Origin of the sequence: Acidithiobacillus sp. (assembly GCF_023256195.1) — a bacterium.
GTDB lineage: Bacteria > Pseudomonadota > Gammaproteobacteria > Acidithiobacillales > Acidithiobacillaceae > Acidithiobacillus_A.
On the sequence record NZ_JAGDWX010000023.1, the window covers coordinates 41592 to 65574 of the forward strand.

Here is a 23983-nt window from a genome sequence, read left to right on the forward strand (position 1 = left end):
GGGACCCCTCAATGCCGGGGCAGGTGGACGACGACGTAGAGACTCTCCTGTCCTTGGCGCACCAGCATGGGGATAGGCTCGTTGCTCGGCAGGTGTTTGACGATCTCGGCCAGCTGTTCGGGGCTGGTGACCTCCTGCTGATCGATCTGCTGGATGGCCATGCCCGCCGTCAGGCCGATCTCTGCCGCTGGGCCGGGGTACACACTTTCGATGACCACGCCGTGGTGAATGCCCAGCTCCTTCATCTCGTTTGGTCCGAGGGTCGTGACGCGGATTCCCAGCCGGTGAATGTCCGCGGTCTTGACCGCTTCGGCATGACGCATCTTGACGGGCATTACCCCGACCTTGACCTCGATGGTCTCGGGCTTGCCATCACGCAGGATACCCACCGGCACGGTCTTGCCCGGGCGGGTGTCGCCCACCAGGGGTGGCAGCTGGCCCACGTTATAGATGGGGATATGATTGTAGGTAACGATGACATCGCCGCTGCGCAGCCCAGCCTTGGCCGCTGCCTCGTGCGGCTGGACCGAGGCGATGAGCGCGCCCACGGGCTCTTTCAGATGCAGAGCCTTGGCCATCTGGGGGCTGACCTCCTGCACATCCACCCCGAGCCAGCCGAAGGTGAGTTTCTTGTGCTCCATGAAGGCATGCACGGCGCGCATGGCGGTATTGATGGGGATACTGAAGGACAGGCCCATGTAACCGCCATCGTTGGTATAGATCTGGTCATTGATGCCCACGACCTGGCCCTCCATGTTGAAGATGGGACCGCCCGAGTTGCCGGGATTGATCGGCACATCGCTCTGGATGAAGGGAATATATTCATCGTCGTGGGGCAGCGAACGATCCAGGGCGCTGACGACGCCCTGGGTGACGGTGTTGTAGAAGCCGAAGGGCATGCCGATGGCGAGCAGCCATTGCCCTACCTTGAGATCATTGGAATTGCCCAGCTGCACTGTGGGCAGATCGTGGGCTGGGATTTTCAGCAGCGCGGTGTCGTAGCGCACCGACAGGCCCACCACCTTGGCGGGGTAGGCGCGGTGGTTGGTGAGGGTGACGATGATATGGTGCATACCGCGCACCACGTGCCCCGCCGTCACGATGTAGCCGTTGGGCGAGATGATGAAGCCGGAACCCAGGGCCTCCATCTTCTCTTTCTGCGGTGGCTGGGCTCCGGGGAAACCTTGGAAAAACTGGTAGAAGGGCGAATCCTTCGGGAACGGATTCTGGATATTTTGCCCGCCGACGATCTTCGTGTCGGAATCGTCGATCTTGACGATGGCATTGCCGTACTTGTCGACGATGGGTGTGAAGCTCGGCAGATCCACCATCTTCTTGGCTTGGGCGGCCTGGGCAACACTCGGGACCGTGACGGGCGTCGAGGCCCCGTTGTCCTCGGCCAATGCCCAGCCGGCGGCGCCGAGGGCAAAGCCCATGACGGCGGCGCTGACGGCTATCAGTAGGGACCGCGGACGAGGAAGGGAGTTTCTCTGGGACATGATTGCTAGCTCCTGATGCGTAAGGTGAAGGGACGATCAGCGTTGCTTCCAACGCTGCCAGAGGCGATCGAGGGTCCAGGCGGCGGGCAGCACAAAAGCGAAGATGGCCAGGGTGATGAGAATGATCTCCACGATCTGCGTCAGCATGGCTTTAACGCTCGGCCGACGGCTGCCAGAGTGCGCGCAGTTTTTGTGTCTGTGGCGCGCTGGGCGCATTGCGGTGCAGGATGATGGCCGTGGTCCGCGCCAGAGCCATGAGATCCAGGTGACGGTAGGACCGGGCCAGGTAGTACAGAGCAAGGTTGCGCGCCGGGCTCAGTTGATAGTCGCGAATGACCCGTACACAGCGATTGGCTGCGGCAACGTAGGCGTGGCGAATGAAGTAGAACTTGCAGATGCGCAGATTCCGCTCCCCCAGGATGTCGATGATCTTGGCTATGTGCAGGCGCGCGCTGAGGGCGTAGGCGGTTTTGGGATAAGTCTCGGCCAGGTAGCGGAAGGTCTGCAGGGCCGCATAATCCGGTTGCGGATTGAACTCCGCTCCCTCGATGGCCTGGTACTGTGCCAAGCCCTTGAGATACCAGGCATAGTCTACGTGGGGGTTGACCGGATGTGCCTTGATGAAGGCCTCGGCCGCTGCCACGGCCGCCTTGGAATCGCCTTGCTTGTAGTAGGCGTAGGCGGTATCCAGCTGCGCCTGTTCCGCGTAAGGGCCGTAGGGATATTCCGCTTGCAGATTCTGAAAATCACGGACTGCGCGGTCGTAATCGCCACGGTCCAGAGCCGCTTTGCCGGGTCGGAACATGGCCTCGGCCGACCGCGCCTCATGCGCGTGGGGGTGCGGGCTGCCGGCACAGGCGCAGGTGGCGAGCACCAGGGCCGCCGACGACGCGCCACGCAGTAGTCTAATATTTACAGTGTTGCTAATTATGCGACTCATGGTTTTTTGCGGCTGATCCAAATCTTGGTTTTGGTCCGCGCGGCACGATCCTGCATGCGCGGCAACGGACACTTCGACGGTGTGGCCCGGTGGTAAGTTCCCGGTGGATGGCGCCCCCTCCCGGGGAACTTGATCGCGCTTTTGCCGCTCAGAGCGAGCATGCCGCAGCTCCCCTCGTCTCCCACTCCCTTTCGTCGCCGACTGTTTCTGGCGGTGCTGCTATTGGCCGCACTCTTTGCGGTGCTCCTGGGTCGGATCGTGGGAATGGAGGTCCTGCATTACCGACGCTTCCGCCAGATGGCGCAGGCCAATCACAGTGCCATCGTACCGCTGGCGCCGGCGCGGGGGCTGATACTGGCCGCTCACGGACAGGTTCTGGCGGGCAATCGAGCCCGCTATGTGCTTGAGCTCATCCCCGACGAGGTGCACCACCTGCACGAAACCCTGGCGAGTCTGGAAAGACTCTTCCCCATCCCGCCGCAGCGGATGCAGCATCTACTGGCGACCTTGGACGACAAGCCCGCCTATCTGCCGCGCCTCCTGATGTCGCGGATGAGCCCGGCGCAGATGGCCCGTTTTGCCGTGCGTGCGCAGGATTTTCCGGGCGTCGGCCTGGCGGTACGCTGGCATCGCTTTTACCCTTACTCGCCCCTGTTCAGCAATGTGGTGGGCTATGTGGGGCCCGTTACGGCGGCGGATCTGCAAGGCTTCGATCCGCAGAAGTATCTTTATCGCCGCCACGTCGGCCTCACGGGTCTGGAATATGCCTTCGAGCGCGATCTGCGCGGTCGCTTCGGATATCGCATCCTGGAGGTCAACGCCCTGGGTGACCCGGTCGCGCAGTTGCGTACAGTGCCGCCTACTCCCGGCGACACCCTGCAGACGACATTGCGCCTGCGGGTGGAACGGGCGGTGGCGCGGGTCATGCGTCGCTACCACTATCGGGGTGCACTGGTCGCCATCAATCCCAACACCGGTGCGGTTTTGGCCAGCGTCAGCAATCCGAGCTTCAACGCCAACTGGTTCGTCAACGGCATCCGCCAGCGGCACTGGCAGTCGCTGCTGCACCAACCGGGACGGCCGCTGGTGGATCGGGTTGCTCAGGGACTCTATCCGCCGGGTTCTACCATCAAGCCTTTCTACGCCCTTCAGGCTTTACAGGACCACGTCATCGGTCCCAATTTTCACACCTACTGCCCGGGTTTCCTGCGGGTCGGAGGGCACGTCTATTGGGACTGGTATCGGGCCGGATTTGGTGAAACCGGCCTGACCAAGGCGCTCGCCTGGTCCGTCGATGTCTTTTTCTACAAGCTGGCCATGAAGATGGGCATCCAACGCCAGGACCAGGCGCTGTGGCGCTTTGGCTTCGGCCGTCCGGCACCTATCGATACCCCGGGCAGCAGTCCGGGCTTCGTGCCGACGCCGGCGTGGAAAGAACGCCGCTGGCACGCACCCTGGTATACCGGCGACAGCATCATCCTCGGCATCGGTCAGGGCTATCTGCTGGTCACGCCCCTGCAGCTCGTGCGGGCCGTTGCTGCCATTGCCAACGGCGGCAGGCTGCCCTATCTGCACGTGGCCCGGGCGCTGATCAACCCACTCACCGGACGGCGTACCCTGCTGTCCGTGCCGCCCGCCAAGAATCTGCACCTGCCGGCCTTTGCCCTGCGAGCGGTGCGCCGGGGTATGCACGCCTGTGTCACCCGGGGTACCTGCCAAGCGGTGTCTTACCCGGGACTGTCCATGGCGGGCAAGACCGGTACGGCGGAAGTCCCCGTCGCCTTCAAGGACGGTCGTACGGTCTACAACGACGACTCCCTGTTCATCGGCTGGGCACCCTACCACCATCCGCGCATCGCCGTGGCGGCCGTGGTGGAGGATGGCGGTGCCAACGCCTGGCAGGCCCTGCCCGTGGCTCGTGCGGCCTTTCTTGCCTACCTCAAGCCCCATTTGAAGATCAAGACCTTCACCAATATCGTCGTGAATCCAGCCCAGGCCTTTGGCTAAGGGAACCTCTGCAGAAAAATCTGGTCATAAACGCGTGCCAATAGCCGCAAAGTTCATTATCATTAAATTTTATCGAGGATCCTGCTATCATGTTCTACGCGACTTTTATCGTTTTGGGCGGCATGTGGGTCGGTGCCGTGTTTTTTGCCATGCGCAGCACCTTCGGCAAAGACACCAAGGATCAGCATCCCCACTGAATCCGATCCGCCCCCAATCCGGGAGGATCTCATTTGAAAGTACCTGAACTGATCCAGTTCTCGTGGTGGCAGCGCTGGGCTAGATCCGGCGCGCGTGTGCAGGCCGCGTTGCACCTGGAGCACTGGTTTCCACACGTGCCCATGGCACTGGCCGTCGGCCTGCTGGGCGGCCTATCGGTGCTGGAAACACTCCCCAGCCTTGCCAAGGTGTTTCCGGAGCTGCAGGTCATTACCCCTTCCACCAGCCTGACTCAGGTGCCACTGCTCTCGGCTCTGGGTACCGTACCGGAGCTGGTGGCCGGTATCGTCCTGCTCATCATGGCCTTTGGCCTACTGTTTCGGTCCCGCTTCTCCTGGGTCATCACCCTGCTGCTCGCCGCAGTGACTCTGGCTCTGCTGGTGCATCAGTATGGCTGGACCTGGAACGGGATGATGGTTTTCAACGTCGCCATTCTCCTGGCCCTGCTCATCTTCCGTCACCATTTTGCGCGCTCCAGCGTCGCCGCGGGCAGCCTGTTTGCGGTAGTCTCGGTGTTGCTGCTCATGAGCTACGCCGTGTTCGGTGCCTACGTGCTGGGGGCAGGCTTCTCGCCCAAGATCGATAATCTCGTCACGGCGCTCTATTTTTCGGTGGTCACCATGTCCACCGTGGGGTACGGTGACATCGTCCCGAAAAGTGAGGACGCGCGACTCTTTGTGGTGTCCATCATCCTGCTCGGCATCACCGTCTTTGCTACCTCTATCTCGGCGGTGATCGTGCCGCTCGTCAGTGGCCGGATGCAAAGGCTGCTCATGGGCGAAAAGAAAACCAAGCGCCGCAATCATTACCTCTTGGTGGGCGACAATGCCCTGGCCCAGAACACCTATCGAGCGCTGCGAGAGCGTCACCTGCCTGTGCTGGTGCTGCTCCCGCATCGCCCGGAGAACCTTTGGATGGAGGAGGCCGACCTCATGATCGGTGACCCCGCCGATCCCGAGGTGCTGCGTCAGGCGGGTGCATTGCAAGCCCTGGGTGTACTGGCCTTGCGCAGTGACGACAGCGAAAATGCCTTTATCGTCCTGGCAGCCAAGGATCTGGGCGTCGATGGCAAGACGGTGGCTGCGGTGGATGAAGTGCGCAACGTCGCCCGTCTGCGCAAGACCGGCGTCGATCTGGTCATCGCGCCGCAGGTGCTGGGTGGGCGGGTGCTCATCCAGAGTCTCAGCGGACAGAGTTTTGCGGGCGAGGAAATTCTCTCGGGCATGTTCGGCGAGGAGGCGCGGGCGTGAGTGCTGCCCTGGCCCTGTTCATCGTGTTCCTGGCTTTGCTCGGCCTCGCCGTGGGCAGTATTTTCCTGCACGTGCTGCTGTGGGTGCTGGGCGGGGTGCTGGCGCTTTTTCTCTATTTCATCCCAGCCATAGTCGCAGGTGCACGCCACCACGAGCACAGTCTCTGGATCCTCGTCCTCGACATCGTCCTCGGCTGGTCCGGTATCGCCTGGGTGGTGCTGCTGATCTGGGCCCTCGTGGGCGAGTCGCACGCGGGCTTGCGCAGGCTTCGTGCCGACGGCACACCGCTCTCCTGAATCGATCAGGACGGATTGCGCCGTCAGGCGCTTCCTGACGCGGCGCGCTCAGCCGTTTTCGCGGCTGACCGTAAAGCTTCCCAGACGCAGGCGCCGAAGACTGCGCAGATAGGTCTCGGGACTACTGGTCGGGGCCATGGGGCCGATCTTGACGGCGTAGCTGTGGCCATCGACGGCCACCAACTGCGCTGTGCTGATGCCGAACTCCCGGAGTCGATGTTGTTCTTCCCGTGCGTGGGCAAGGTCCATGGGGTCGGCGGAGATCAAATAGAGGGCTGGTTGCAGCGCAGCGCTTGGCCAGTGCCGGACTTTGGGAGGCTCCTCATGCGCGGGTGTCTGCGTCTCCGGAGTCTGCGGCAACGGAGTCGTCCGGCGTGCCACGACCACGGGTCGGGCCGGATTGCTGGCGAAAGCATCCTCTACCACGGCTTGCAGACGCGCCTGGGCGGCCGGCGAGGCGGCCTCCTGGGGCACCTGGACTGGGGTAATCGTGGCCAGCGTCGGAGGCGGAGTCCTGCTGCGTACCTGGGTCAGCTGCGGGGTAGCCACGGTCGGTGTCACCGGACTGTTGGCAACGGCCTGAATCTGTACGGGCGTGGTGCCCTGCGTCACCATGCCGAGGGCGTGTGCAGTGCCCAGGGACAGGTCCATCACCCGACCGGCAACGAAAGGACCGCGATCGTCCACCAGAACCAGTACACTGCGGCCGTTGACGAGATTGGTGACGCGCACGCAGGAGGGAAGGGGCAGCACCCGGCTGGCAGCGGTAAGGGCATTCTGGTGGAAGGCCGTGCCCATGGCGGTGACGCTGCTGGAAGAGGCGCGATCGTACCAGGAGGCAATGCCGCGCACGTCGTAGCCACGAGCCGTGGTCAGGGGATGATACCAGCGGCCGTTGATTTCGTAGGGTTGATTGTAGGCTGCCTGCAGGTCCGGAGATGGCGCATAGCAGACTTCGCCATTGGAAAATGCCGCACCCACCCGCGCCGCGTGGTAGGCGCGCGCGCTGGCGGCGCCTTGGTGTGCGGGAAGACTCGCGCAGCCAGCTAGCCCGGTGAGCGCGACAGCGAAGGCGCCGAAGCGCCACAGAGGGGTGGGCGATGGTGTCGGCATGGTTCTCCTCTCCCGCACCGGAATTTCTGGATTGTAGGGCGAGCATGCTATAAAGTTCAAGTGGGATAAGGGGTTATATCTGCTTTTTCCACTGCTTTGCCAGGATGGCGGCGGAGCCGGCAACTTTTTTTCTTCGCGCGGGTCTCAGTCGCCATCCCGAGAGACAAAACGCCTATGCCGCACATACCGCTGTATCCTGTTCCACCCGGGCAACGGAGTCTAGGGTGAGACCGCTGCCATCGGCTCGCGCGCGCTGGTTCGTCGCCGTCGTACTGCTGGGCTTTGTGGCCATGCTCGGGCGCGACTTCGTCTTGCAGGTTCAGGACGGCCATCGTCTGCGCGATCAGGGACGGATGCGCTATCTGCGCACACTTCCCCTCAGCAGCCAGCGGGGGATCATTCTCGGCCGTAACGGTGAACCTCTTGCCGTCAATGTTCCGGCGGTGACCATCTGGGCGGACCCCAAGGTCTTGGAGAGCGAGCGCAGTCGCTGGCAGACCTTGGCCAGGACCCTGCACCTTCGTGTCGGCGAACTCGCCCAGCTTCTGCGCGCCGGTGGTGCCGACTTCGCCTATCTGCGACGTCAAGTGCCGCCGAGTCTGGGCCGGGCGGTGCGCGCCCTGCATCTCCCCGGTGTCGGTGTCAGCCCCAGTAGCCGCAGCTATTTCCCGCTGGGAGCAGTCACAGAGCCCCTTGTCGGCTTTCTCGATGAGGCGCACCGCGGTGCCGGTGGTCTGGAAATGGCCTTCAATGGCTGGTTGGCCGGGCAGAGTGGCCGGGAGCAGGCCTTGCTGGATCCCCGCGGACAGGTGCTTCAGGTGGCCCGCGTGGAGGCTCTGGCGCACCCGGGCTCGCCCATCCGCCTTACCATCAGTCCGCAGATCCAGTACTGGGCCTATGTCGCCCTGCGCGCTGCCCAGAAGCACTTTGGCGCGGCCAACGGCTCGGCGGTGGTCATGAACGTGCGCAATGGCCAGATTCTGGCCATGGTGAGTGTTCCGAGCTGTAATCCCAACGACCTGGCCAGTTGCCGTAGTGCCGCGGATTTTACCAACAATGCGATACACCAGGCCTTCGAGCCGGGTTCGGTCATGAAGCCCTTTGCCATCGCCGCCGCCCTCGCCAGTCACAGTGTCTCGCCATCGGCGCGATTCAATGTGTCGCAGCCGTTGTGGATCGGGGGCTACCCCATCACCGACGATGTCCTGCACCATGTCCTCAATATCGAGCACATCCTCAAGTACTCCAGCTGCATCGGTACCGCCAAGATCGCCCTGCGTACCCCGCGACAGGATATCTACCGCATGTACCGTGCGGTAGGCTTTGGGCGCGAGCTCAGCTTGGGCCTGCCCGGTGCCACCGGCGGGGTGCTGCCGCCTTGGCAGGGTTGGGGCAAGGCGCGCCACGCCACCATCGCCATAGGTTATGGGGTGTCGGTGACGACCCTGCAGCTGGCGGACGCCTACGCGGCCATCGCCAATGGCGGTTACCACGTGCGTCCACAGCTGATGCTTGGCGAGCCCCTGAAACGCAGGCGGGTCATGCCCGCCTGGGTGGCCGCAGATCTGCGCCGCTGGCTGCGCAGCGTGGCAGAGCCCAATGGCACGGGCATATTGGCGGCCATTCCGGGTTACCAGGTGGCGGGTAAAACCGGGACGGCGGATATCGCCAATGGCAAGGACGGCTTTTTCCACCACCGTACCAACGCTACCTTCGTGGGCTTCGCCCCCGGGCGGGATCCGCGTCTCGTGATGGCGGTGACCCTGAGAGACAGCGACAAATTCTGGAATTTTGGTGGCGTGGAGGCGGCGCCGGTGTTTCGGGTGACCATGGAACACGCACTGGAAGAGATGGACGTGCCGCCCCTGTGGTGCGGCAAGCGGGTTTGTTCGCTCAAGGCGCCACGCATCACGCTGGCGCAGGCAGAAATTTGGTCCGAGGGTGGGGGTCAGTGAGCTGTGGGTGAGTGCTCCGACGCCTGCAGAGCGGCGTCCGCAAGTCGCCGTTGACGCCTTACCCACGTCCGCAACTCCTTGAGGTCGTTGCGGATGAGGCTGGCCATGACCGCCAGAGACAGGATCAGTACCCCGAGGGCAGACCACCAGAGAAAGCTCGGCATACCAAATATGAGGTTGACGAGAAAAACACCGAGAATGGGGCCAAACAGGAAAAGGCTGAGAAGCCACTCGCGGCGCAGCACTGTAAGGACGGCAGCGGGACGCAGCAGCTTGGGCTGAAGCGTTCCGCCGTCTTGGGTAACGAGGAGTATGTCGCCCCCCTGCACCAGAAAAGCGGCTTTAGGCTGGGGGGGCTGGGGCAGCGCCAAGTACAGTTGCGCTACCGCGGCATCCTCGCTGCTGTGTGCTCGCACGCACCAGACCCGGCCGCCGCCAGAGCGCCCATCCGCTGTCGCGGCCAGGACGATCCCGGGTGCCCGCCACCAGGGCACCGGGCGCGCGCCATCCAAATTCCCCTCTACCCAGTGGGCTTTCCGGGAGCTTTCGGCGGCCGTGTCCGGCGCTGGGCTGGCAGGCTGGGGCATCAGCGCGTGGTGCAGGTGTAACCCGGCGGGCAGGATGGCGGTGGTGGAGTCGGGTTTTGATATTGTGGAGCCGTCGGCGTACAGACGTAGCCTGGCGGGCATTGGACGTTGCTCGGTGGCGGCGCGTAGTAGCCGGGTTGTGGCGCGGGCGGCGCACTCTGCTCCTGGGATTTGGAGATCCCATAGCCGGCCAGACCGCCGATCCCGGCACCGATGGCAGCGCCCGCCAGAGGTGAACCGGTCTGATTGCCGATGACGGCGCCGGCGATACTGCCTAGGAGGGCGCCGCCAGCCGTGTTGGCGGTGGTACGATCGGAGGCGTAGGGGTTGTTGGCACATCCCGCGAGAATCAAGGGCAGGATGGTGACGAGGGCCCAACGTGCTGTCTTCATGTCCAGTGCTCCCTTCAGAATGGTAATCGGTCCGTGGATCCGCTAAGGTTCAGACAATTCCCGACACCTAGTATACTCGTTCGTGTCGGCGCTCGGCGAGTCCCCGATTGCGCTGGGAAAATTCTGGCTGGCGTCATCTACGGAAAGGTAAATCTCATGAAAAATACTCTCGCAGGACTGCTTGGCGCGCTATTTTTCTCGGCAGCGCTCGCGGGCTGCAGTTCTACCATAGCCCCGCAAATCAATCCGATACCCTACTACACGTATTATCCGGCCTCACTGGCGGTGGTGACGCAGGCGGCGGAACGCGCTCTACCGGCTGCAGGGATGCGGTTTTCGGGGGTCAAGTCTGTGGATGCCCGAACCACGGAAGTGCGGGGATACACCAGTAGTGGCGATGCCATTCTCATCACCTTGCACAGTGAGGGCGCGGCGGTGACCAAGTTCAGTGCCAAGATTGGCCTGTATGGGCACCTCCGCGAAGTCCAGGAAATCGAGCACTGGATGGGCAAATACGTGGGTGAGGCCATTGCCAGACCCGGGTAATCCTTCTAATACCGGTTAGAGGGTAGAAAGGCAGCGGCCCGTGTGGCCCGAGCTCATGCCCGGCACAGTCTGAGGTGGGTCATGGAGGAAGTAGCACCCGTTCGCAAGGTCATCATTGCTGGTCCCGTGGGCTCGGGTAAGACCACGGCCCTGCAGAGCCTTTTTGATGGTCAGGCGCTGACGACGGACGCCCGTCACTCGGAGGCGGAGGGTGATCCTGAAAAAAAGACGACGACCGTAGCCATGGATTATGGCGTCATATCCTGTCCGGACCGACCGGAGCGCGTACACGTCTATGCCATCCCGGGGCAGGAGCGCTTCCAGTTCATGTGGGAGATTCTTGGGCGCAACACCGATGGACTCATCGTGCTCTTGGACGTGCGTCAGCCCGAGCCCATCGCCGCGCTGCACCTCTATCTGGAAAAGATCCTGCCCTACCTGAAGCGGCCAGCGGTAGTGGTGGGTCTCAACAAGCTTGCGCCGGAAGAACGCGAGGCCCTGCAGATGCCGCCTTATCTGCGTCACGGTGATCTGCGTCTGCGGCTGGCGCCGACGGATGTGCGCGACCGCCCGCAGGTGCTGCACCTACTGAGGTTGCTTCTGGCCGAGATGGTCCCGGGCGCGACGAATGGGCGGCAGTTCGCCTGATCGATTCGGTGACTCCGGGGAGTCGCCTGCCTAGCCGAAACCGGTCCTGCAGAAATGGCGGTCGTCGACTAATCTACCAAGGCCCAAGCCAAACGGACCGGGACGCATGGATGGATTGATGCTGGTTTTGGAAATCGTAGTCGTGCTCCTGTTGGCGGTGGAGGTCTACATCCGCCTGCGAGCACGTCGAAAGCGTGATCGGGAAAGCGAGCCAGCGCCCCGTGCCGAGGGTTCTTCGGTGGCGCAGGCGAAGCAAGCGGAGCAGGCCTCCCCCAGTGCGGGATCCACGGTCGCCGCGACCAGCGCCCAAGCGGCGGCTGGGATAGAAGAAGAGAGCCTCAGCGTCGACGATCTGCTGAAGGAATCCGCCATCTACATGCAGTATGGCCATTATTCTCAGGCGGCCACCGTGTTGCGCTGGTACGTGGACCTGCGCCCGGACGATACCCGTGCCATCAATCAACTTCTGGACGCCTATCTCGCTCTGGAAGACCTCGACGCCTATACCGAACTCCTGGCGAGTTTGGGGGAGAAGCTGGGGGTACAGAGCCCGACCTGGTGGCGTGGCAAGATCCGTGAGGGACTGGAGCGGGATCCGGGCAACCTCGAGCTGCTGGTCCTGGCAGAAAAACTGGGTATCCCGATACCCACACCGGGGGAGGGTGTGGAAGAGCCCATGACGGCCGCCAAGGCCCTGGCTCTGGTGTCTCGTAATCCGGACCCCAAATACGCCGTCTCGGTGCTCCACGCCGCAATTCTGGAAGAACCTCTGCGCTTACCCCTCTATGCCGAACTGCTGCGGATCACCCATCGCCAACGGGATCTGGAGGGCTTCATCGATGGGCTCATTCTTCTCTACCTGGCTCTGGGCGGCACCATGGCCACACTGCGCGAGCGGATGCTGAAGGCCGGCCTGAACCTTGGTCCACATCCCTTGTGGCAGACCCTGGAGCACTGGGACGGTGACCGGGAAGAGCTGCGCCAACTGGCGGCCTCGCGACGGCTGCAGATCTCACCCAAGCTGCCTCACTGAGGCGCTTCCCGGAAATGGAAAGCCCCTGGGGATTGCTCCTCAGGGGCGCTCCGGACAGCGGGGGTACGCGAGAGCCGCCCCGCGCGGCTCCCCCCATCAGTGACGCTTGCGCATGGCCTTGGCGGCGGCGACCATGTGCTCCAGGGCCGGGGTTACCTCCGGCCACTTGCGTGTCTTCAGGCCACAGTCGGGGTTGACCCAGAGCCGTTCTGCCGGTATCACCCGTTCGGCCTTCTCCAGTAGATTGATCATCTCGGCTTCCGACGGCACTCGCGGCGAGTGGATATCGTAGACGCCCGGCCCGATCTCGTTGGGATACTGGAAGTGGGCAAAGGCATCGAGGAGCTCCATCTGTGAGCGTGAGGTCTCGATGGTGATGACGTCGGCGTCCATGGCCGCGATGGCCGGCAGGATATCGTTGAACTCCGAGTAGCACATGTGGGTGTGGATCTGGACGTCGTCGGGTGCTACCTGCGCTGAGATCCGGAAGGCGCGGGAAGCCCAGGCGAGGTATTGATCCCAATCCTTGCGCTTGAGCGGCAGGCCCTCCCGGTAAGCCGGTTCATCGATCTGGATGATGCCGATGCCGGCGTCTATGAGGTCCTTGACCTCGTCGCGGATGGCCAGAGCGATCTGCAGGGCGGTGCGTTCCCGCGGCTGGTCGTCGCGGACGAAAGACCATTGCAGGATGGTCACGGGACCCGTGAGCATGCCTTTCATGGGGCGCTTGCTCAGAGATTGGGCGTAGCGTGCCCAATCCACGGTCATGGGGTGGGGACGGGAGACGTCGCCAAAGATCAAAGGCGGCTTGACGTAGCGGGAACCGTAGCTCTGTACCCAGCCGTGGCGGGTGAAGGCGAAGCCCGCCAACTGCTCACCGAAGTACTCCACCATGTCGTTGCGCTCCGGTTCACCGTGCACCAGCACGTCGATGTCGAGGCGCTCCTGCTCCCGTACCACGTGGGCGATCTCCGCCTCCATGGCCTTGCGGTAATCGGCATCGGAGAGCTCGCCCTTGCGGTGCAGCAGCCGCGCCTTGCGGATTTCCGGGGTCTGCGGAAAACTGCCGATGGTGGTGGTGGGAAAGAGGGGCAGGTGAAAACGCTGGCGCTGGGCCGTGGCGCGCACCGGATAGGGGTGCTGCCGATGACCCTCGTCCTTGCCCAGCTCAGTGAGACGTGCCGCAACTGCGGCGTTATGGATGCGCTGCGAGGAACGGCGCGAGGCCACTGCGGCTCTGGCGCTGTCCCAGGCGCTTTGGACCGCGGCGATGCCGTGATCCGTGGCGCGGGCGAGGACGGCGAGTTCGTCCAGCTTTTGCACCGCAAAGGCCAGCCAGGATTTGAGCTCGGCATCGAGCTCCGTCTCCTGCTCGAGGTCGACGGGGCTGTGCATCAGGCTGCAGGAGGGGGCGAGCCAAAGGCGTTCGCCCAGGGCCTGCGCCGCGGGCTGGATCAGCTCCAAGGCAGCGTCGAGGTCGGCGCGCCAGACGTTGCGACCATCCACGACGCCCAGGGACAGGATCTTGTCCTTTGGATAATGGGGGAGAAAGACGTCCCGCTGTGCTGCGGCACGGCGCAGATCCAGATGCAGACCCGCTACCGGGAGCGCCATCAGCCGCTTCGCGTGGTCGGCCACGGACTCGAAGTAGGTGGCCAGGAGGATCTTGGGCCCGACGGCTTTGGCAAGCTCGGCATAGGCCCGGTCCAGGGCCTCCAGCCACTCCTGGGGCAGATCCTGGGTCAGGGCGGGTTCGTCCATCTGCACCCACTCCACCCCCAGTTCGCGCAGGCGCGCCAGGATTTCGCCGTAGACGGGCAGGAGCTTCGGCAGCAGCGAGAGCCGGTCAAAGCCCGCGGGGCCGCTGGTGGCGCCGTGCCCACAGCAGGCGCTGTCGTCGTGGTGGTGCTGCGGCGCATGGGCGGCCTCAGCGGCCAGATCCTTCTCCTTGCCCAGCCACAGGTAGGTGATGGGGCCGACGAGGACCGGTTTGGGAGTGATACCCAGGCCCTGGGCTTCGCGGACTTGCCGGAAGAGCCGCTCGCTGCGCAGGGCGAAGTGCATCCCTTCGTGAAATTCCGGGACGATGTAGTGGTAGTTGGTGTCGAACCACTTGGTCATCTCCATGGCCGGTTGGCTGCTGGAGCCGCGCGCCATGGCAAAGAAGGTAGCGAGATCCACTTCCTTGGCGTTGAAGCCATAGCGGGGCGGAATGGCGCCCAAGGTGCAGCTCATATCGAGCATCTGGTCGTAAAGACTGAAATCGCCGACGGGAATGAGTTCGACACCACAGGTCTGCTGAATACGCCAATGGCGTTCGCGCAGCTGGGCGGCGCGGGCTTCCAGCTCCTCGCCGTCGATCTCGCCGGACCAGAAGGACTCCAGGGCCTTCTTGAGTTCGCGTTTGTGTCCAATACGTGGAAAACCCAGATTGTGGACCCGAGTCATGCTCTTCTCCTATGCCAAAGCTGCGGCCATGATGCCCCGAGGATGGGGCAATCTCAAGGGTATTTTATTCGGACGACCCATGAAGCAAATTCATGGGTCGGGGCTCAGTCGAAGCGAAAGCCGCGGTGGATGGCGACGATGCCGCCGGAGAGGTTGTGGACATCGACGCGTTCCAGCCCCGCGTCTTCCATCATCGCGCGGAAGGTTTCCTGATCGGGAAAGCGGCGGATGGACTCGACCAGGTACTGGTAGCTCTCGCGATCCTTGGCGATCATTTCGCCAAGGCGCGGCAGGATATTGAAGGAGTAGAGATCGTAGAGACTCTGCAGGCCGGGCCAGCGGGGGTGGGAGAACTCCAGGACCAGCACCCGTCCACCGGTCTTCAGCACCCGGTGAATTTCGCGCAGGGCCCGTTCGGGATGGGTCATGTTGCGGATGCCGAAGGCGAGGGTGACGAGATCGAAGGAGCGGTCGGGGAAGGGGAGCGCTTCGGCATTGGCTTCCACAAACTCCACACCGGCCAGCATCCCTTTGTCCGCCATACGTTTTTCGCCCACCGCCAGCATGTCGGGATTGATATCCGAGACGACGATGTGGCCGTTGGGCTGGATGCGCCGGTACAGAAGCGCTGCCAGATCGCCGGTACCGCCAGCGAGATCCAGCACCGTTTGCCCCGGTCGCGGGCGGGCAAGATCGACGGCGAAGCGCTTCCACAGGCGGTGGATGCCCAGAGACATGAGATCGTTCATGAGATCGTAGCGCTCCGCCACGCTGCTGAACACTTGGCGAACGCGCGCCTCCTTCTCGGGTTCCGGTACCTCCTGGTAACCAAAATGGGTCACGGGTACGAGCTCTTGCCCGCTGGCCGTGTTGGTCTCGCTGGCATCGTTTTCGGTCATCTCTCGTCTCCGGTCAGGCTGAGCGCAGCAGTAGGCTGCCCTTCTCGCTCAGATAGTTGCGAATCTGCTCGGGAAAACCCGGCTGCACCGACGCGGCCACCTCCGGCAGCTCCAGCAGGTGCGCCGCCCACCGTCGCAGTTTGCCCAAGGATTCCCAGCGTGGCAATGGGCGCAGGCTGTGCAGGATTTCCATGCGCATGAACAGAGGGGCGTAGGCGGCGTCCACCAGGCTGAAGGATTCGCCGGCAAAGAAGGGCCCGTCGCTGGCAGCCGCCTCCAGGCGTTCCAGCTTCTCGAAAAGCTGGCGATGGGCGGCGGTGAAGCGCTCCTCGCCCTGCGCCACCATCATCTGGAACTGATCACCCAGAGCCTCACCGCCAAAGGCGATCCAGGATCGATGGCGGGCCCGTTCCAGAGGGTCGGCGGGGTGCAGGGGCGGGGGCGTGGTCTCATCGAGGTATTCGTTGATGACCTGGGACTCGAAGAGGACGACATCGTCATCCACCCGCAGACACGGTACCTTGCCCATGGGCGAGATCTGCAGGAACCAGTCGGGTTTGTGCGCGAGGTCGATGTGGGTCAGGGTGAAGAGCACTTCCTTGTGCAGGAGCGTGATGACCGAGCGCTGGACATAGGGGCACAGAGGGAAGCTGATCAATTCCAGTGGCATGCGATTTCCTTGTCTCGTTTCAGCCGGTCCCCCGTGTGCAGCGGTAGAGCGCCACCTCCCCGAACAGATTGGGCAGGAGGCGGATCGCCCAGTTGCTGCGCCGCCGATCGTCCAGCACTACCCGCTGGCGGACCGCGATGCCGTTGGCGCGGCACAGGGCATCGAAGTCGCGGATGGTGCACAGGTGGATATTGGGGGTGTCGTACCAATGGTGCGGCAGGGCGTCCGTGACGGGCATGTGCCCCGCCACCCCGAGCTGCCACCGAGCCTGCCAATGACCCATGTTCGGAAAGGTGACGATGCCCTCGCGACCTACGCGCAACATCTCCAGCAGGAGTTCGCGTGGGTAACGCACCGCCTGCAGTGTCAAGGATAGTACCACAGTATCGACGCTGCCGTCGGCAAACTGGCGCAGACCGGCGTCCAGGTCCTGCTGAATGACGGGCAGGCCACGACGCAGGGCCGCTACCACTCGGCTGTCCTCGAGCTCCACACCGTAGCCGGTGACACCTTTTTCCCGGCGCAGGTAGTCTAGGAGCTCGCCCTCGCCACAGCCCAGATCCAGTACCCGGCTGCCAGGCTCGATCCACTGGGCGATGACCGCTAGATCCGGACGCAGTGCACTCAAGCGCGTCCCTCTTCGGCAACGCGTTGCAGATAGGCAGACATGACCTCCAAATACTGGGGCACGGCCAGGAGGAAGGAGTCGTGACCGTGGGCCGCCTCGATCTCGGCGTAGCTGACTTCGCGTCCGGCGCGATACAGAGCCTGGACGATTTCGCGCGAGCGCTCGGGAGAAAAACGCCAGTCGGTGCTGAAGGAGATCACCAGCACCGAGGCGCGGATGGGCGCAAAGGCCACAGCAAGATCCCCGCCGTGCGCGGCCGCCGGATCAAAATAATCGAGGGCCTTGGTGATATAGAGATAGCTGTTGGCGTCGAACTGCTCGACGAAGCGGGAGCCCTGGTAGCGCAGATAGCTCTCTACTTCGAAATCGACATCAAAGCCGAAGGAAAAGGCCTTGCCGTTGCGGGTGTCGCGACCGAACTTGGCGCGCATGGCGTCGTCCGAGAGGTAGGTGATGTGGCCGATCATGCGCGCCAGAGCCAGTCCCCGCCGCGGCTTGGTGCCGTGGGCGTAGTACCGGCCTTCGTGGAAATCGGGGTCGGTCATGATGGCCTGGCGGCAGACCTCGTTGAAGGCGATGTTCTGTGCCGTCAGACGCGGCGCGGCGGCGATGACGACGGCGTGGCGCAGGCGTTCGGGATAGAGCATGGCCCACTCCAGGACCTGCATGCCGCCGAGACTGCCGCCGATGACGGCAGCCCACTGGGCGATACCCAGATGATCGGCGAGGGCCGCCTGGGTGCGCACCCAATCGCGCACCGTGACCATGGGGAAATCGAGGCCCCAGGGTTCGCCGGTAGCGGGGTTGATGCTGGCAGGGCCGGTGGAGCCTCGGCAGGAACCGATGAAGTTGCTGCAGACGATAAAGAAGCGTTCGCTGTCGATGGGTTTTCCGGGGCCGATCATGGTCTCCCACCAGCCTGGTTTGCGATCCTCCAGGCTGTGGTAGCCGGCGGCGTGGTGGTCACCGGACAGCGCGTGGCAGATCAGGATGGCGTTGCTGCGCGCGGAGTTGAGCGCGCCGTAAGTCTCATAGGCGAGGGTATAGCCGGGCAGAGTGCGACCGCACTCCAGAGTCAGGGGATCGGAAAAATCGACCGTCTGGGCGTGTACCAGACCGACGGAATCGGTGGGAATGACAGCGGGCATGGCCATCCTGGTCAACGGAACCCGTCGAGTGTAAAGGTGGGGAAAAGCCCAGGCAAGGGCAGCCGCAGTGGCCTGCTGCCGCCCCGATGCTCAGGAGGACGGCAGGGTCTCGGGGATGCGGATTTCCACCCGTCCGTCGCGCAACTCGGCGCGGATGCGCGTGCCTTTGGGCAGATCGCCAAAGAGGATGTGCTCGGCCAGTGGCTTCTTGAGGTGTTCCTGAATGACCCGCGCCATGGGACGGGCGCCCATCTGTGGATCGTAACCGCGATCTGCCAGCCACTGGCGCAGCTCCGGCTGGACCTCCAGGCTGTAGTCCTTCTGCAGGAGCTGCTCGTCCAGCTCCATGAGGAACTTGTCCACCACGTGGAGGACGTGTTCCCGGCTCAGTGGCGCGAAGGGCACGACGGCATCCAGACGGTTGCGGAACTCCGGAGCGAAGATCCGCTGGATGCTCTCCATCTCGCGCCCCTCATCCGCGCCGCTGGGGGCGAGGAAGCCCACACTGGTCTTGCCTCGCTGCTCGGCGCCGGCGTTGGTGGTCATGATGAGAATGACGTTGCGGAAATCCACGGAGCGGCCGCTGGCATCCGTGAGCTTGCCGTGGTCCATGACCTGCAGCAGGACGTTGAAGATGTCCGGGTGCGCCTTTTCGATCTCGTCCAGGAGCAGGACCGCGTGCGGGTGCTGATTGACCGCTTCGGTGAGCTGTCCGGATTGGTCGTAGCCCACGTATCCGGGCGGCGCGCCGATGAGGCGGGACACCGTGTGGCGCTCCATGTACTCGCTCATGTCGAAGCGCAGCAGGGGGATGCCGAGGAGTGTGGCGAGCTGACGACTGAGCTCGGTCTTGCCCACCCCCGTGGGGCCGGCAAAAAGGAAGCTGCCCACGGGTTTTTCGTGGTGGCGCAGGCCGGCGCGCGCCATCTTGATGGCGGCGCTGAGCTCGCGGATGGCGCGATCCTGGCCAAATATCACGAGACCGAGGTCGCGTTCCAGATTCTTCAGGGCGGCGCGGTCGTCCAGGGAGACGTTCTTGCCGGGAATCCGCGCCACCCGAGCCACCATCTCCTCAATATCGTGGACGCCGATGGACTTCTTGCGGCGCGACGGGGGCAGCAGGGCCTGAGCGGCACCCACCTCGTCGATGAGGTCGATGGCTTTATCGGGCAAGTGGCGATCGTGGATGTGCTTGACGGACAGCTCCACGGCGGCGCGCAGGGCGGTGTCGGTGTAGCGCAGCCGATGGTGGCGTTCGAACTGGCCCTTGAGTCCGCGCAGGATCTGCACGGCTTCCTCGGCGCTGGGCTCCGGCACGTCGATCTTCTGGAAGCGTCGGGTGAGGGCGCGGTCCTTCTCGAAGTACTGGCGGTACTCTTGATAGGTGGTGGCACCGATGCACTTGAGCTCGCCCGAGGCGAGAGCCGGTTTGAGCAGATTGGAGGCGTCCATGGCACCGCCAGAGGCGGCACCGGCGCCGATGATGGTGTGGATCTCGTCTATGAAGAGGATGCTGTTGGGCTTCTTGCGCAGGGCCTTGAGCACGCCCTTGAGACGCTCTTCGAAATCACCGCGGTAGCGAGAGCCGGCGATGAGGGCGCCCATGTCCAGGGCATAGATGGTGGCATCCTCCAGCAGCTCCGGCACCTTGCCTTGGACGATGGCGCGCGCCAGCCCCTCGACGATAGCGGTCTTGCCTACTCCCGGCTCGCCCACGAAGAGCGGGTTGTTCTTGCGCCGCCGGGCAAGGATCTGCAGTGCGCGCTGCATCTCCAGCTGGCGACCGATGAGCGGGTCGAGACGCCCAGCGCGAGCCATGGCGTTGAGATTGCGGGCATAGGCACTGAGCGGATCCTTGCCGGGCTTCTGTCCCTCCTCACTGCTGACTTCCTCTTCCTCTTCCATGAGCTCATCCTTGCGCATCCCGTGCGCGAGAAAATTGACCACGTCCAGGCGAGAGACATGCTCTTTCTGGAGGAAATAGACGGCGTGGGACTCCCGTTCCGCAAAGATGGCCACCAGCACGTTGGCGCCCGTGACGGTATCCTTGCCCGCCGACTGCACGTGATAGAGGGCGCGCTGGATCACCCGCTGAAAACCGATGGAGGGTTGGGTGTTGACGCTACCGGCGGTGCCCAGCGAGGGAATTTTCTCCTCCAGGAACTTGCGCAGGTCCCGCTCGAGCTGGCTGCGGTTGGCGCCGCAGGCCTCCAGCACCTCGCGGCCACTGGGGTTGTCCAGCAGTGCCAGGAGCAGGTGCTCGACGGAGGCGTACTCATGACCGTACTGACGGGCCATCTGGAAGGCCTGATTGATGGATTGTTCCAGCGCTTTGTCGATCATGGCTCACTCCTTTTCCATGGTACAGCGCAGCGGATGCTGATGCTGCCGTGCGTCGGCGGTGACCAGGGCGACTTTGGTCTCGGCCATATCGTAAGGATAGACCCCACAGATGCCGCGCCCACTGTGGTGGACTTCCAGCATGATCTGTACCGCTTCCTCGTGGGTTTTGTGAAAATACTGCTGCAGGACCTGGACGACGTAGTCCATGGGAGTGAAATCGTCGTTCAGCAACAGCACCCGGTAGTGACTCGGCTCCTTGAGCCGGGGCTCCCGTTCCAGCAGTGGCTGGCGATGTTCCTTGCGACTCGGCATACCCACTCCATCGAATCTGCTACGGTCCCATTGTGACCCCAGACCCCAGGTGAGGCAAGGTCGCGGACCCCGTTGGGGCCCACCATGGCGCACAAAAAAGCCGGGGGGACACGCCCCCCGGCTGGTGCTTCGGTACCGGCGTACCCGCGCGGGCCGCCGTCTTACTTGTTGATGTCGATCTTCGCCTGGCTGCGCAGATCGGAGACGAACTTGGCCGCCTGCTCCTGCTGCAACTGCGCCTTGATGCGATCCTTCATGGCGCTGAAGGGCGGCGGAGTCAGAGGCTTGGTCGCCTGCACCTCGATGATGTGGTAACCGAACTGCGTCTGCACCGGGCCCACAGGCTTGTCGATGGGCGCCTTCTCGATGGCTTCGGCAAAGGGCGGTACCACCATGCCGGGGACGATCCAGCCGAGCTCGCCGCCATGCGCCGCGCTGGCCTTGTCGATGGAGTACTTCTCTGCCAGCGTCGAGAACTTCTTGCCGGCCTTCAGTTCCGCCAGGATCTTGTCGGCTTCGGCCTTGGTCTTCACCAGGATATGACGGACCTCATATTCCTTTTTGCCCATGGCCGCGACGAACTTGTTGTAGGCCGCCTGGATTTCCGACTCGGGTACCGGATGTTCCTTGATGTACTGATCCACGGCGGCGTCGGCCAGGATCTGCCGCTTGGCCAGAGCCAGTCGCTCCTTGACGTCGGCGGACTGATCCAGGTTGTGCTTCATGGCGTACTGGGACAGTACCTCCATGTTGACGAGATTCTGGACGACCTGCTCCCGGGCATTGGGTTCCTTGGCCAGTTCCGGACTCATGGACAGGATGGCCTGTACCTGACTGTTGTCGATGGCCTGACCGTTGACCGTGGCCACAGGTGCCGCGAATACCGGGACAGCGAAGGTGCCGACCAGGGCGGCGAGGACGATGGAGCGAAGTTTCATGAGCATTCCTTGGGTTAGCAATAGCTCGGCCTATTATCCATAGGCGCAGGGCTGAGGGCAAAGGTTATCTTGGGGACTTCGACGGTCGCTGCAACGGCGCCTCTACTTCCTGCCGCCGTTGAGCGCCCACCAGAATTTCCACCAGGGTCAGTGCGAAATCCAGGGCCGTACCGGGGCCCTGGGATGTGACCAGGGAGCCATCCACGACCACCGCTTGGTCCACCCACTGGTAGTGTGGACTGTGCGGGTCGAGGACACCTGGGAAGGCCGTCACCCGCCGACCCTCCAGCATACCAAGCTCGGCGAGCAGCCCGGGGGCGGCGCAGATCGCGGCGATCCTCTGACGGCGCCGGTGCCGATCCAGGAGGAAGGCGCGCAGGGTGGTGCTGGCCGACAGCGCCTGCACCCCCGCCGCGCCGCCGGGCAGGACGACGAGATCCCAGGGCTCGGATCGGGCCGTTTCCCAGTCGGCGTCCGGCACCACGCGCAGCCCCCGGGAGGCACGCACCGGGCTTGGACCGATACCGGCGACGACCACGGTGCAGCCTGCCCGGCGCAGGATGTCGATGCAGGTTACGGCCTCCATCTCCTCGAAGCCTTCGGCGATGGGTATGAGGACTCGCAGATTCACACAAGCACCTCCATGGTCACACAGCCCTTGGACAGATATCGTGCATTTTCTATCCGAGCTTGCGGACGCCGCCGCTGGGAACGCTGGGCAGGGGGATGACCATGGGTATGGTCTTGCCGTCCACATCCACCGGTACGGCCTTGCCCTGGAGGATTTCCAGAGCTTCGCGCAAGGTGAAATCGCTCTTCAGGTCAGGTTTGTCGCTGAAGTTCGGGGCCTGCTCCTTTTTGGGCGCCTCCGGCGGAGTGGGTTCGAGGATGGTGTACTGGGGCTTCTGGGCGCGGCACTGCGCCGGCGCCTTCAGCACTCCCTGCAGCTCCGACTCCCGCAGCAGATCCTGATCCAGAGCCTCCTGCTCGGCATTGGCAGGACGGATGGCGACGTTGGGGACGATGCCCTCGCCCTGAATGGAGCAGCCCAGGGGGGTGTAATAGAGCGCGGTAGTCAGTTTCAGCGCGCCGCCATCGTCCAGCGGAATGACCGTCTGCACGGAGCCCTTGCCAAAGCTGCGACTGCCCATCACCAGCGCCCGCCCATCGTCCTTGAGGGCGCCGGTGACGATCTCGGCCGCGGAGGCCGAGCCGCCATTGATGAGTACGATGAGGGGTGCGCCGTGCAGCGCGTCCGGACCGTGGGCGGTGAAACGCATGTCGCTGTTGGCCGCCCGTCCCTTGGTGTAGACGATGAGTCCGCGATCGAGGAAGGTATCCGCCGTCTCGACGCCCGCCCCCAGCACGCCGCCGGGATTGTTCCGCAGGTCGAGGATGAGTCCTTTGAGACGACCGCCGGATTCCCTCTCCAGGCGTTCCACCGCCCGCCGCGTCTCTACTCCGGTGTTGTCCTGGAACTGGCTGATGCGGAGGTAGCCGTAACCGGGTGCCAAGAGGCTTGCTCGCACACTCTGGACCTTGATGATGGCGCGGGTGAGTTTGACGGTGATGGGTTTGGCCTCGTGCGGGCGCAGCAGGGTCAGGTCCACGGTCGTCCCCACTTTGCCGCGCATGCGGTCCACGGCGGCGCTCAGACCAAGGCCCTGTACTGCCTTGCCGTCGATCTTGACGATCAGGTCACCGCTTTGGATGCCCGCCTTGGCCGCAGGGGTACCGTCGATGGGGGCGATGACCCGCAGTACTCCGTGATCGGCCGCCACCTCCAGCCCGACCCCACCGAATTTGCCGTCGGTAAAGCTTTGCATCTCCTTCAGCTCTTTGGGTGTGAGATAGGCCGAATGCGGATCGAGGGCGCTGACCATGCCGCTGATGGCGCCTTCCATCAGTTTCTTGTCGGAGGCGCGGTCGACATAATCCGATTTGATCAGCGAAAAGACCTCGCTGAAGGTCTGGATCTGGCGCAGCGGGATGCCGTTCTCGACCTTGTCCGCCGCCAGGGTCATAGAGCTCCAGCCCACGCCCGTGAGCAGGGCCAAAAGCAGCGACAGGCGTGGTAAGACCTGAAGAAAACGGGGCAGAACCATGGAGAAACTC

Annotated in this window: 22 protein-coding genes; 7 read left to right on the top strand and 15 right to left on the bottom strand. The window is 63.6% G+C overall.

Going from position 1 to position 23983, the window contains the following annotated elements:
* Positions 1-8: 8 nt before the first annotated feature.
* Together Q0C23_RS04875 and Q0C23_RS04880 are read right to left on the bottom strand one after the other, a co-directional pair.
* Positions 9-1499, bottom strand: coding sequence for a Do family serine endopeptidase (locus Q0C23_RS04875; RefSeq protein WP_291511261.1), 1491 nt, complete (start codon positions 1497-1499; stop codon positions 9-11).
* Positions 1500-1650: 151 nt separating this feature from the next.
* A complete protein-coding gene (locus Q0C23_RS04880; RefSeq protein ID WP_291511262.1) occupies positions 1651-2439 on the bottom strand; it encodes an outer membrane protein assembly factor BamD in 789 nt (262 codons plus the stop codon).
* Positions 2440-2598: 159 nt separating this feature from the next.
* On the opposite strand from Q0C23_RS04880, the gene mrdA reads away from it, so the two are divergent.
* The 3 genes from mrdA (at position 2599) to Q0C23_RS04895 (ending at position 6208) form a co-directional block, all read left to right on the top strand.
* Entirely contained in the window at positions 2599-4446 is a 1848-nt protein-coding gene (mrdA, locus tag Q0C23_RS04885) for a penicillin-binding protein 2 (RefSeq protein WP_291511263.1), read from the top strand.
* Between the two features lie 230 nt (positions 4447-4676).
* On the top strand, positions 4677-5912 hold the full coding sequence (gene kch, locus Q0C23_RS04890; RefSeq protein ID WP_291511264.1) for a voltage-gated potassium channel protein: 1236 nt from the start codon (positions 4677-4679) through the stop codon (positions 5910-5912).
* On the top strand, positions 5909-6208 hold the full coding sequence (locus Q0C23_RS04895; RefSeq protein ID WP_291511265.1) for a superinfection immunity protein: 300 nt from the start codon (positions 5909-5911) through the stop codon (positions 6206-6208). Before kch ends, Q0C23_RS04895 begins: the two co-directional genes overlap by 4 nt.
* 48 nt (positions 6209-6256) lie before the next feature.
* Here Q0C23_RS04895 and Q0C23_RS04900 read toward each other — a convergent pair whose 3' ends face one another.
* On the bottom strand, positions 6257-7321 hold the full coding sequence (locus Q0C23_RS04900; protein WP_291511266.1) for a septal ring lytic transglycosylase RlpA family protein: 1065 nt from the start codon (positions 7319-7321) through the stop codon (positions 6257-6259).
* Positions 7322-7545: 224 nt separating this feature from the next.
* Between Q0C23_RS04900 and Q0C23_RS04905 the strand changes: the two genes are divergently transcribed.
* Positions 7546-9276: a penicillin-binding protein 2 gene (locus Q0C23_RS04905; RefSeq protein ID WP_291511267.1), complete on the top strand. Its 1731-nt coding sequence runs from the start codon at positions 7546-7548 to the stop codon at positions 9274-9276.
* On the opposite strand, the gene Q0C23_RS04910 is transcribed toward Q0C23_RS04905, so the two are convergent.
* Both Q0C23_RS04910 and Q0C23_RS04915 read right to left on the bottom strand, forming a co-directional pair.
* Complete coding sequence (locus Q0C23_RS04910; protein ID WP_291511268.1) at positions 9270-9788, bottom strand: hypothetical protein; 519 nt, start codon at positions 9786-9788, stop codon at positions 9270-9272. The genes Q0C23_RS04905 and Q0C23_RS04910 overlap by 7 nt on opposite strands.
* Positions 9789-9862: 74 nt before the next feature.
* Positions 9863-10255 carry a glycine zipper domain-containing protein gene (locus Q0C23_RS04915; RefSeq protein WP_291511269.1) on the bottom strand — a complete coding sequence of 131 codons (393 nt, stop codon included), beginning with the start codon at positions 10253-10255 and terminating at the stop codon, positions 9863-9865.
* 156 nt (positions 10256-10411) lie between these two features.
* Here Q0C23_RS04915 and Q0C23_RS04920 point away from each other — a divergent pair, with 156 nt between their 5' ends.
* From Q0C23_RS04920 to Q0C23_RS04930, 3 genes are all read left to right on the top strand, one after another.
* The gene (locus Q0C23_RS04920) at positions 10412-10801 is read left to right on the top strand and encodes a hypothetical protein (RefSeq protein ID WP_291511270.1); all 390 of its coding nucleotides are present in this window, start codon (positions 10412-10414) and stop codon (positions 10799-10801) included.
* An 81-nt stretch (positions 10802-10882) separates the two neighbouring features.
* Positions 10883-11449: an ATP/GTP-binding protein gene (locus Q0C23_RS04925; protein ID WP_291511271.1), complete on the top strand. Its 567-nt coding sequence runs from the start codon at positions 10883-10885 to the stop codon at positions 11447-11449.
* Between the two features lie 118 nt (positions 11450-11567).
* Positions 11568-12482 carry a hypothetical protein gene (locus tag Q0C23_RS04930; RefSeq protein WP_291511272.1) on the top strand — a complete coding sequence of 305 codons (915 nt, stop codon included), beginning with the start codon at positions 11568-11570 and terminating at the stop codon, positions 12480-12482.
* A gap of 96 nt (positions 12483-12578) precedes the next feature.
* Here Q0C23_RS04930 and metE read toward each other — a convergent pair whose 3' ends face one another.
* The 10 genes from metE to Q0C23_RS04980 all read right to left on the bottom strand — a co-directional run bounded on the left by metE (position 12579) and on the right by Q0C23_RS04980 (position 23973).
* Positions 12579-14930, bottom strand: coding sequence for a 5-methyltetrahydropteroyltriglutamate--homocysteine S-methyltransferase (metE, locus tag Q0C23_RS04935; RefSeq protein ID WP_291511273.1), 2352 nt, complete (start codon positions 14928-14930; stop codon positions 12579-12581).
* Positions 14931-15034: 104 nt separating this feature from the next.
* Complete coding sequence (gene ubiE, locus Q0C23_RS04940) at positions 15035-15829, bottom strand: bifunctional demethylmenaquinone methyltransferase/2-methoxy-6-polyprenyl-1,4-benzoquinol methylase UbiE (protein ID WP_291511274.1); 795 nt, start codon at positions 15827-15829, stop codon at positions 15035-15037.
* A gap of 13 nt (positions 15830-15842) precedes the next feature.
* Positions 15843-16499: a glutathione S-transferase family protein gene (locus Q0C23_RS04945; RefSeq protein WP_291511275.1), complete on the bottom strand. Its 657-nt coding sequence runs from the start codon at positions 16497-16499 to the stop codon at positions 15843-15845.
* A gap of 19 nt (positions 16500-16518) precedes the next feature.
* Complete coding sequence (gene metW, locus Q0C23_RS04950) at positions 16519-17118, bottom strand: methionine biosynthesis protein MetW (RefSeq protein ID WP_367273185.1); 600 nt, start codon at positions 17116-17118, stop codon at positions 16519-16521.
* Positions 17119-17123: 5 nt separating this feature from the next.
* Positions 17124-18275: a homoserine O-acetyltransferase gene (locus tag Q0C23_RS04955; RefSeq protein WP_291511277.1), complete on the bottom strand. Its 1152-nt coding sequence runs from the start codon at positions 18273-18275 to the stop codon at positions 17124-17126.
* A gap of 90 nt (positions 18276-18365) precedes the next feature.
* Positions 18366-20618: an ATP-dependent Clp protease ATP-binding subunit ClpA gene (gene clpA, locus Q0C23_RS04960; protein ID WP_291511278.1), complete on the bottom strand. Its 2253-nt coding sequence runs from the start codon at positions 20616-20618 to the stop codon at positions 18366-18368.
* A 3-nt stretch (positions 20619-20621) separates the two neighbouring features.
* Positions 20622-20930 carry an ATP-dependent Clp protease adapter ClpS gene (gene clpS, locus Q0C23_RS04965; RefSeq protein ID WP_291511279.1) on the bottom strand — a complete coding sequence of 103 codons (309 nt, stop codon included), beginning with the start codon at positions 20928-20930 and terminating at the stop codon, positions 20622-20624.
* Between the two features lie 161 nt (positions 20931-21091).
* A complete protein-coding gene (locus Q0C23_RS04970) occupies positions 21092-21868 on the bottom strand; it encodes a peptidylprolyl isomerase (RefSeq protein WP_291511280.1) in 777 nt (258 codons plus the stop codon).
* Between the two features lie 64 nt (positions 21869-21932).
* On the bottom strand, positions 21933-22499 hold the full coding sequence (locus Q0C23_RS04975) for a DJ-1 family glyoxalase III (RefSeq protein ID WP_291511281.1): 567 nt from the start codon (positions 22497-22499) through the stop codon (positions 21933-21935).
* Between the two features lie 49 nt (positions 22500-22548).
* Positions 22549-23973, bottom strand: a complete 1425-nt coding sequence (locus tag Q0C23_RS04980; RefSeq protein WP_291511282.1) for a S41 family peptidase — start codon at positions 23971-23973, stop codon at positions 22549-22551.
* Positions 23974-23983 lie beyond the last annotated feature (10 nt).

Bases quoted from the DNA above. Each gene is read 5' to 3' on its own strand.
- Q0C23_RS04875 (WP_291511261.1), bottom strand. From the start codon at position 1,499: ATGTCCCAGAGAAACTCCCTTCCTCGTCCGCGGTCCCTACTGATAGCC.
- Q0C23_RS04880 (WP_291511262.1), bottom strand. From the start codon at position 2,439: ATGAGTCGCATAATTAGCAACACTGTAAATATTAGACTACTGCGTGGC.
- mrdA (WP_291511263.1), top strand. From the start codon at position 2,599: ATGCCGCAGCTCCCCTCGTCTCCCACTCCCTTTCGTCGCCGACTGTTT.
- Q0C23_RS04900 (WP_291511266.1), bottom strand. From the start codon at position 7,321: ATGCCGACACCATCGCCCACCCCTCTGTGGCGCTTCGGCGCCTTCGCT.
- Q0C23_RS04915 (WP_291511269.1), bottom strand. From the start codon at position 10,255: ATGAAGACAGCACGTTGGGCCCTCGTCACCATCCTGCCCTTGATTCTC.
- Q0C23_RS04920 (WP_291511270.1), top strand. From the start codon at position 10,412: ATGAAAAATACTCTCGCAGGACTGCTTGGCGCGCTATTTTTCTCGGCA.
- Q0C23_RS04925 (WP_291511271.1), top strand. From the start codon at position 10,883: ATGGAGGAAGTAGCACCCGTTCGCAAGGTCATCATTGCTGGTCCCGTG.
- Q0C23_RS04930 (WP_291511272.1), top strand. From the start codon at position 11,568: ATGCTGGTTTTGGAAATCGTAGTCGTGCTCCTGTTGGCGGTGGAGGTC.
- metE (WP_291511273.1), bottom strand. From the start codon at position 14,930: ATGACTCGGGTCCACAATCTGGGTTTTCCACGTATTGGACACAAACGC.
- ubiE (WP_291511274.1), bottom strand. From the start codon at position 15,829: ATGACCGAAAACGATGCCAGCGAGACCAACACGGCCAGCGGGCAAGAG.
- Q0C23_RS04945 (WP_291511275.1), bottom strand. From the start codon at position 16,499: ATGCCACTGGAATTGATCAGCTTCCCTCTGTGCCCCTATGTCCAGCGC.
- Q0C23_RS04955 (WP_291511277.1), bottom strand. From the start codon at position 18,275: ATGCCCGCTGTCATTCCCACCGATTCCGTCGGTCTGGTACACGCCCAG.
- clpA (WP_291511278.1), bottom strand. From the start codon at position 20,618: ATGATCGACAAAGCGCTGGAACAATCCATCAATCAGGCCTTCCAGATG.
- clpS (WP_291511279.1), bottom strand. From the start codon at position 20,930: ATGCCGAGTCGCAAGGAACATCGCCAGCCACTGCTGGAACGGGAGCCC.
- Q0C23_RS04970 (WP_291511280.1), bottom strand. From the start codon at position 21,868: ATGAAACTTCGCTCCATCGTCCTCGCCGCCCTGGTCGGCACCTTCGCT.
- Q0C23_RS04980 (WP_291511282.1), bottom strand. From the start codon at position 23,973: ATGGTTCTGCCCCGTTTTCTTCAGGTCTTACCACGCCTGTCGCTGCTT.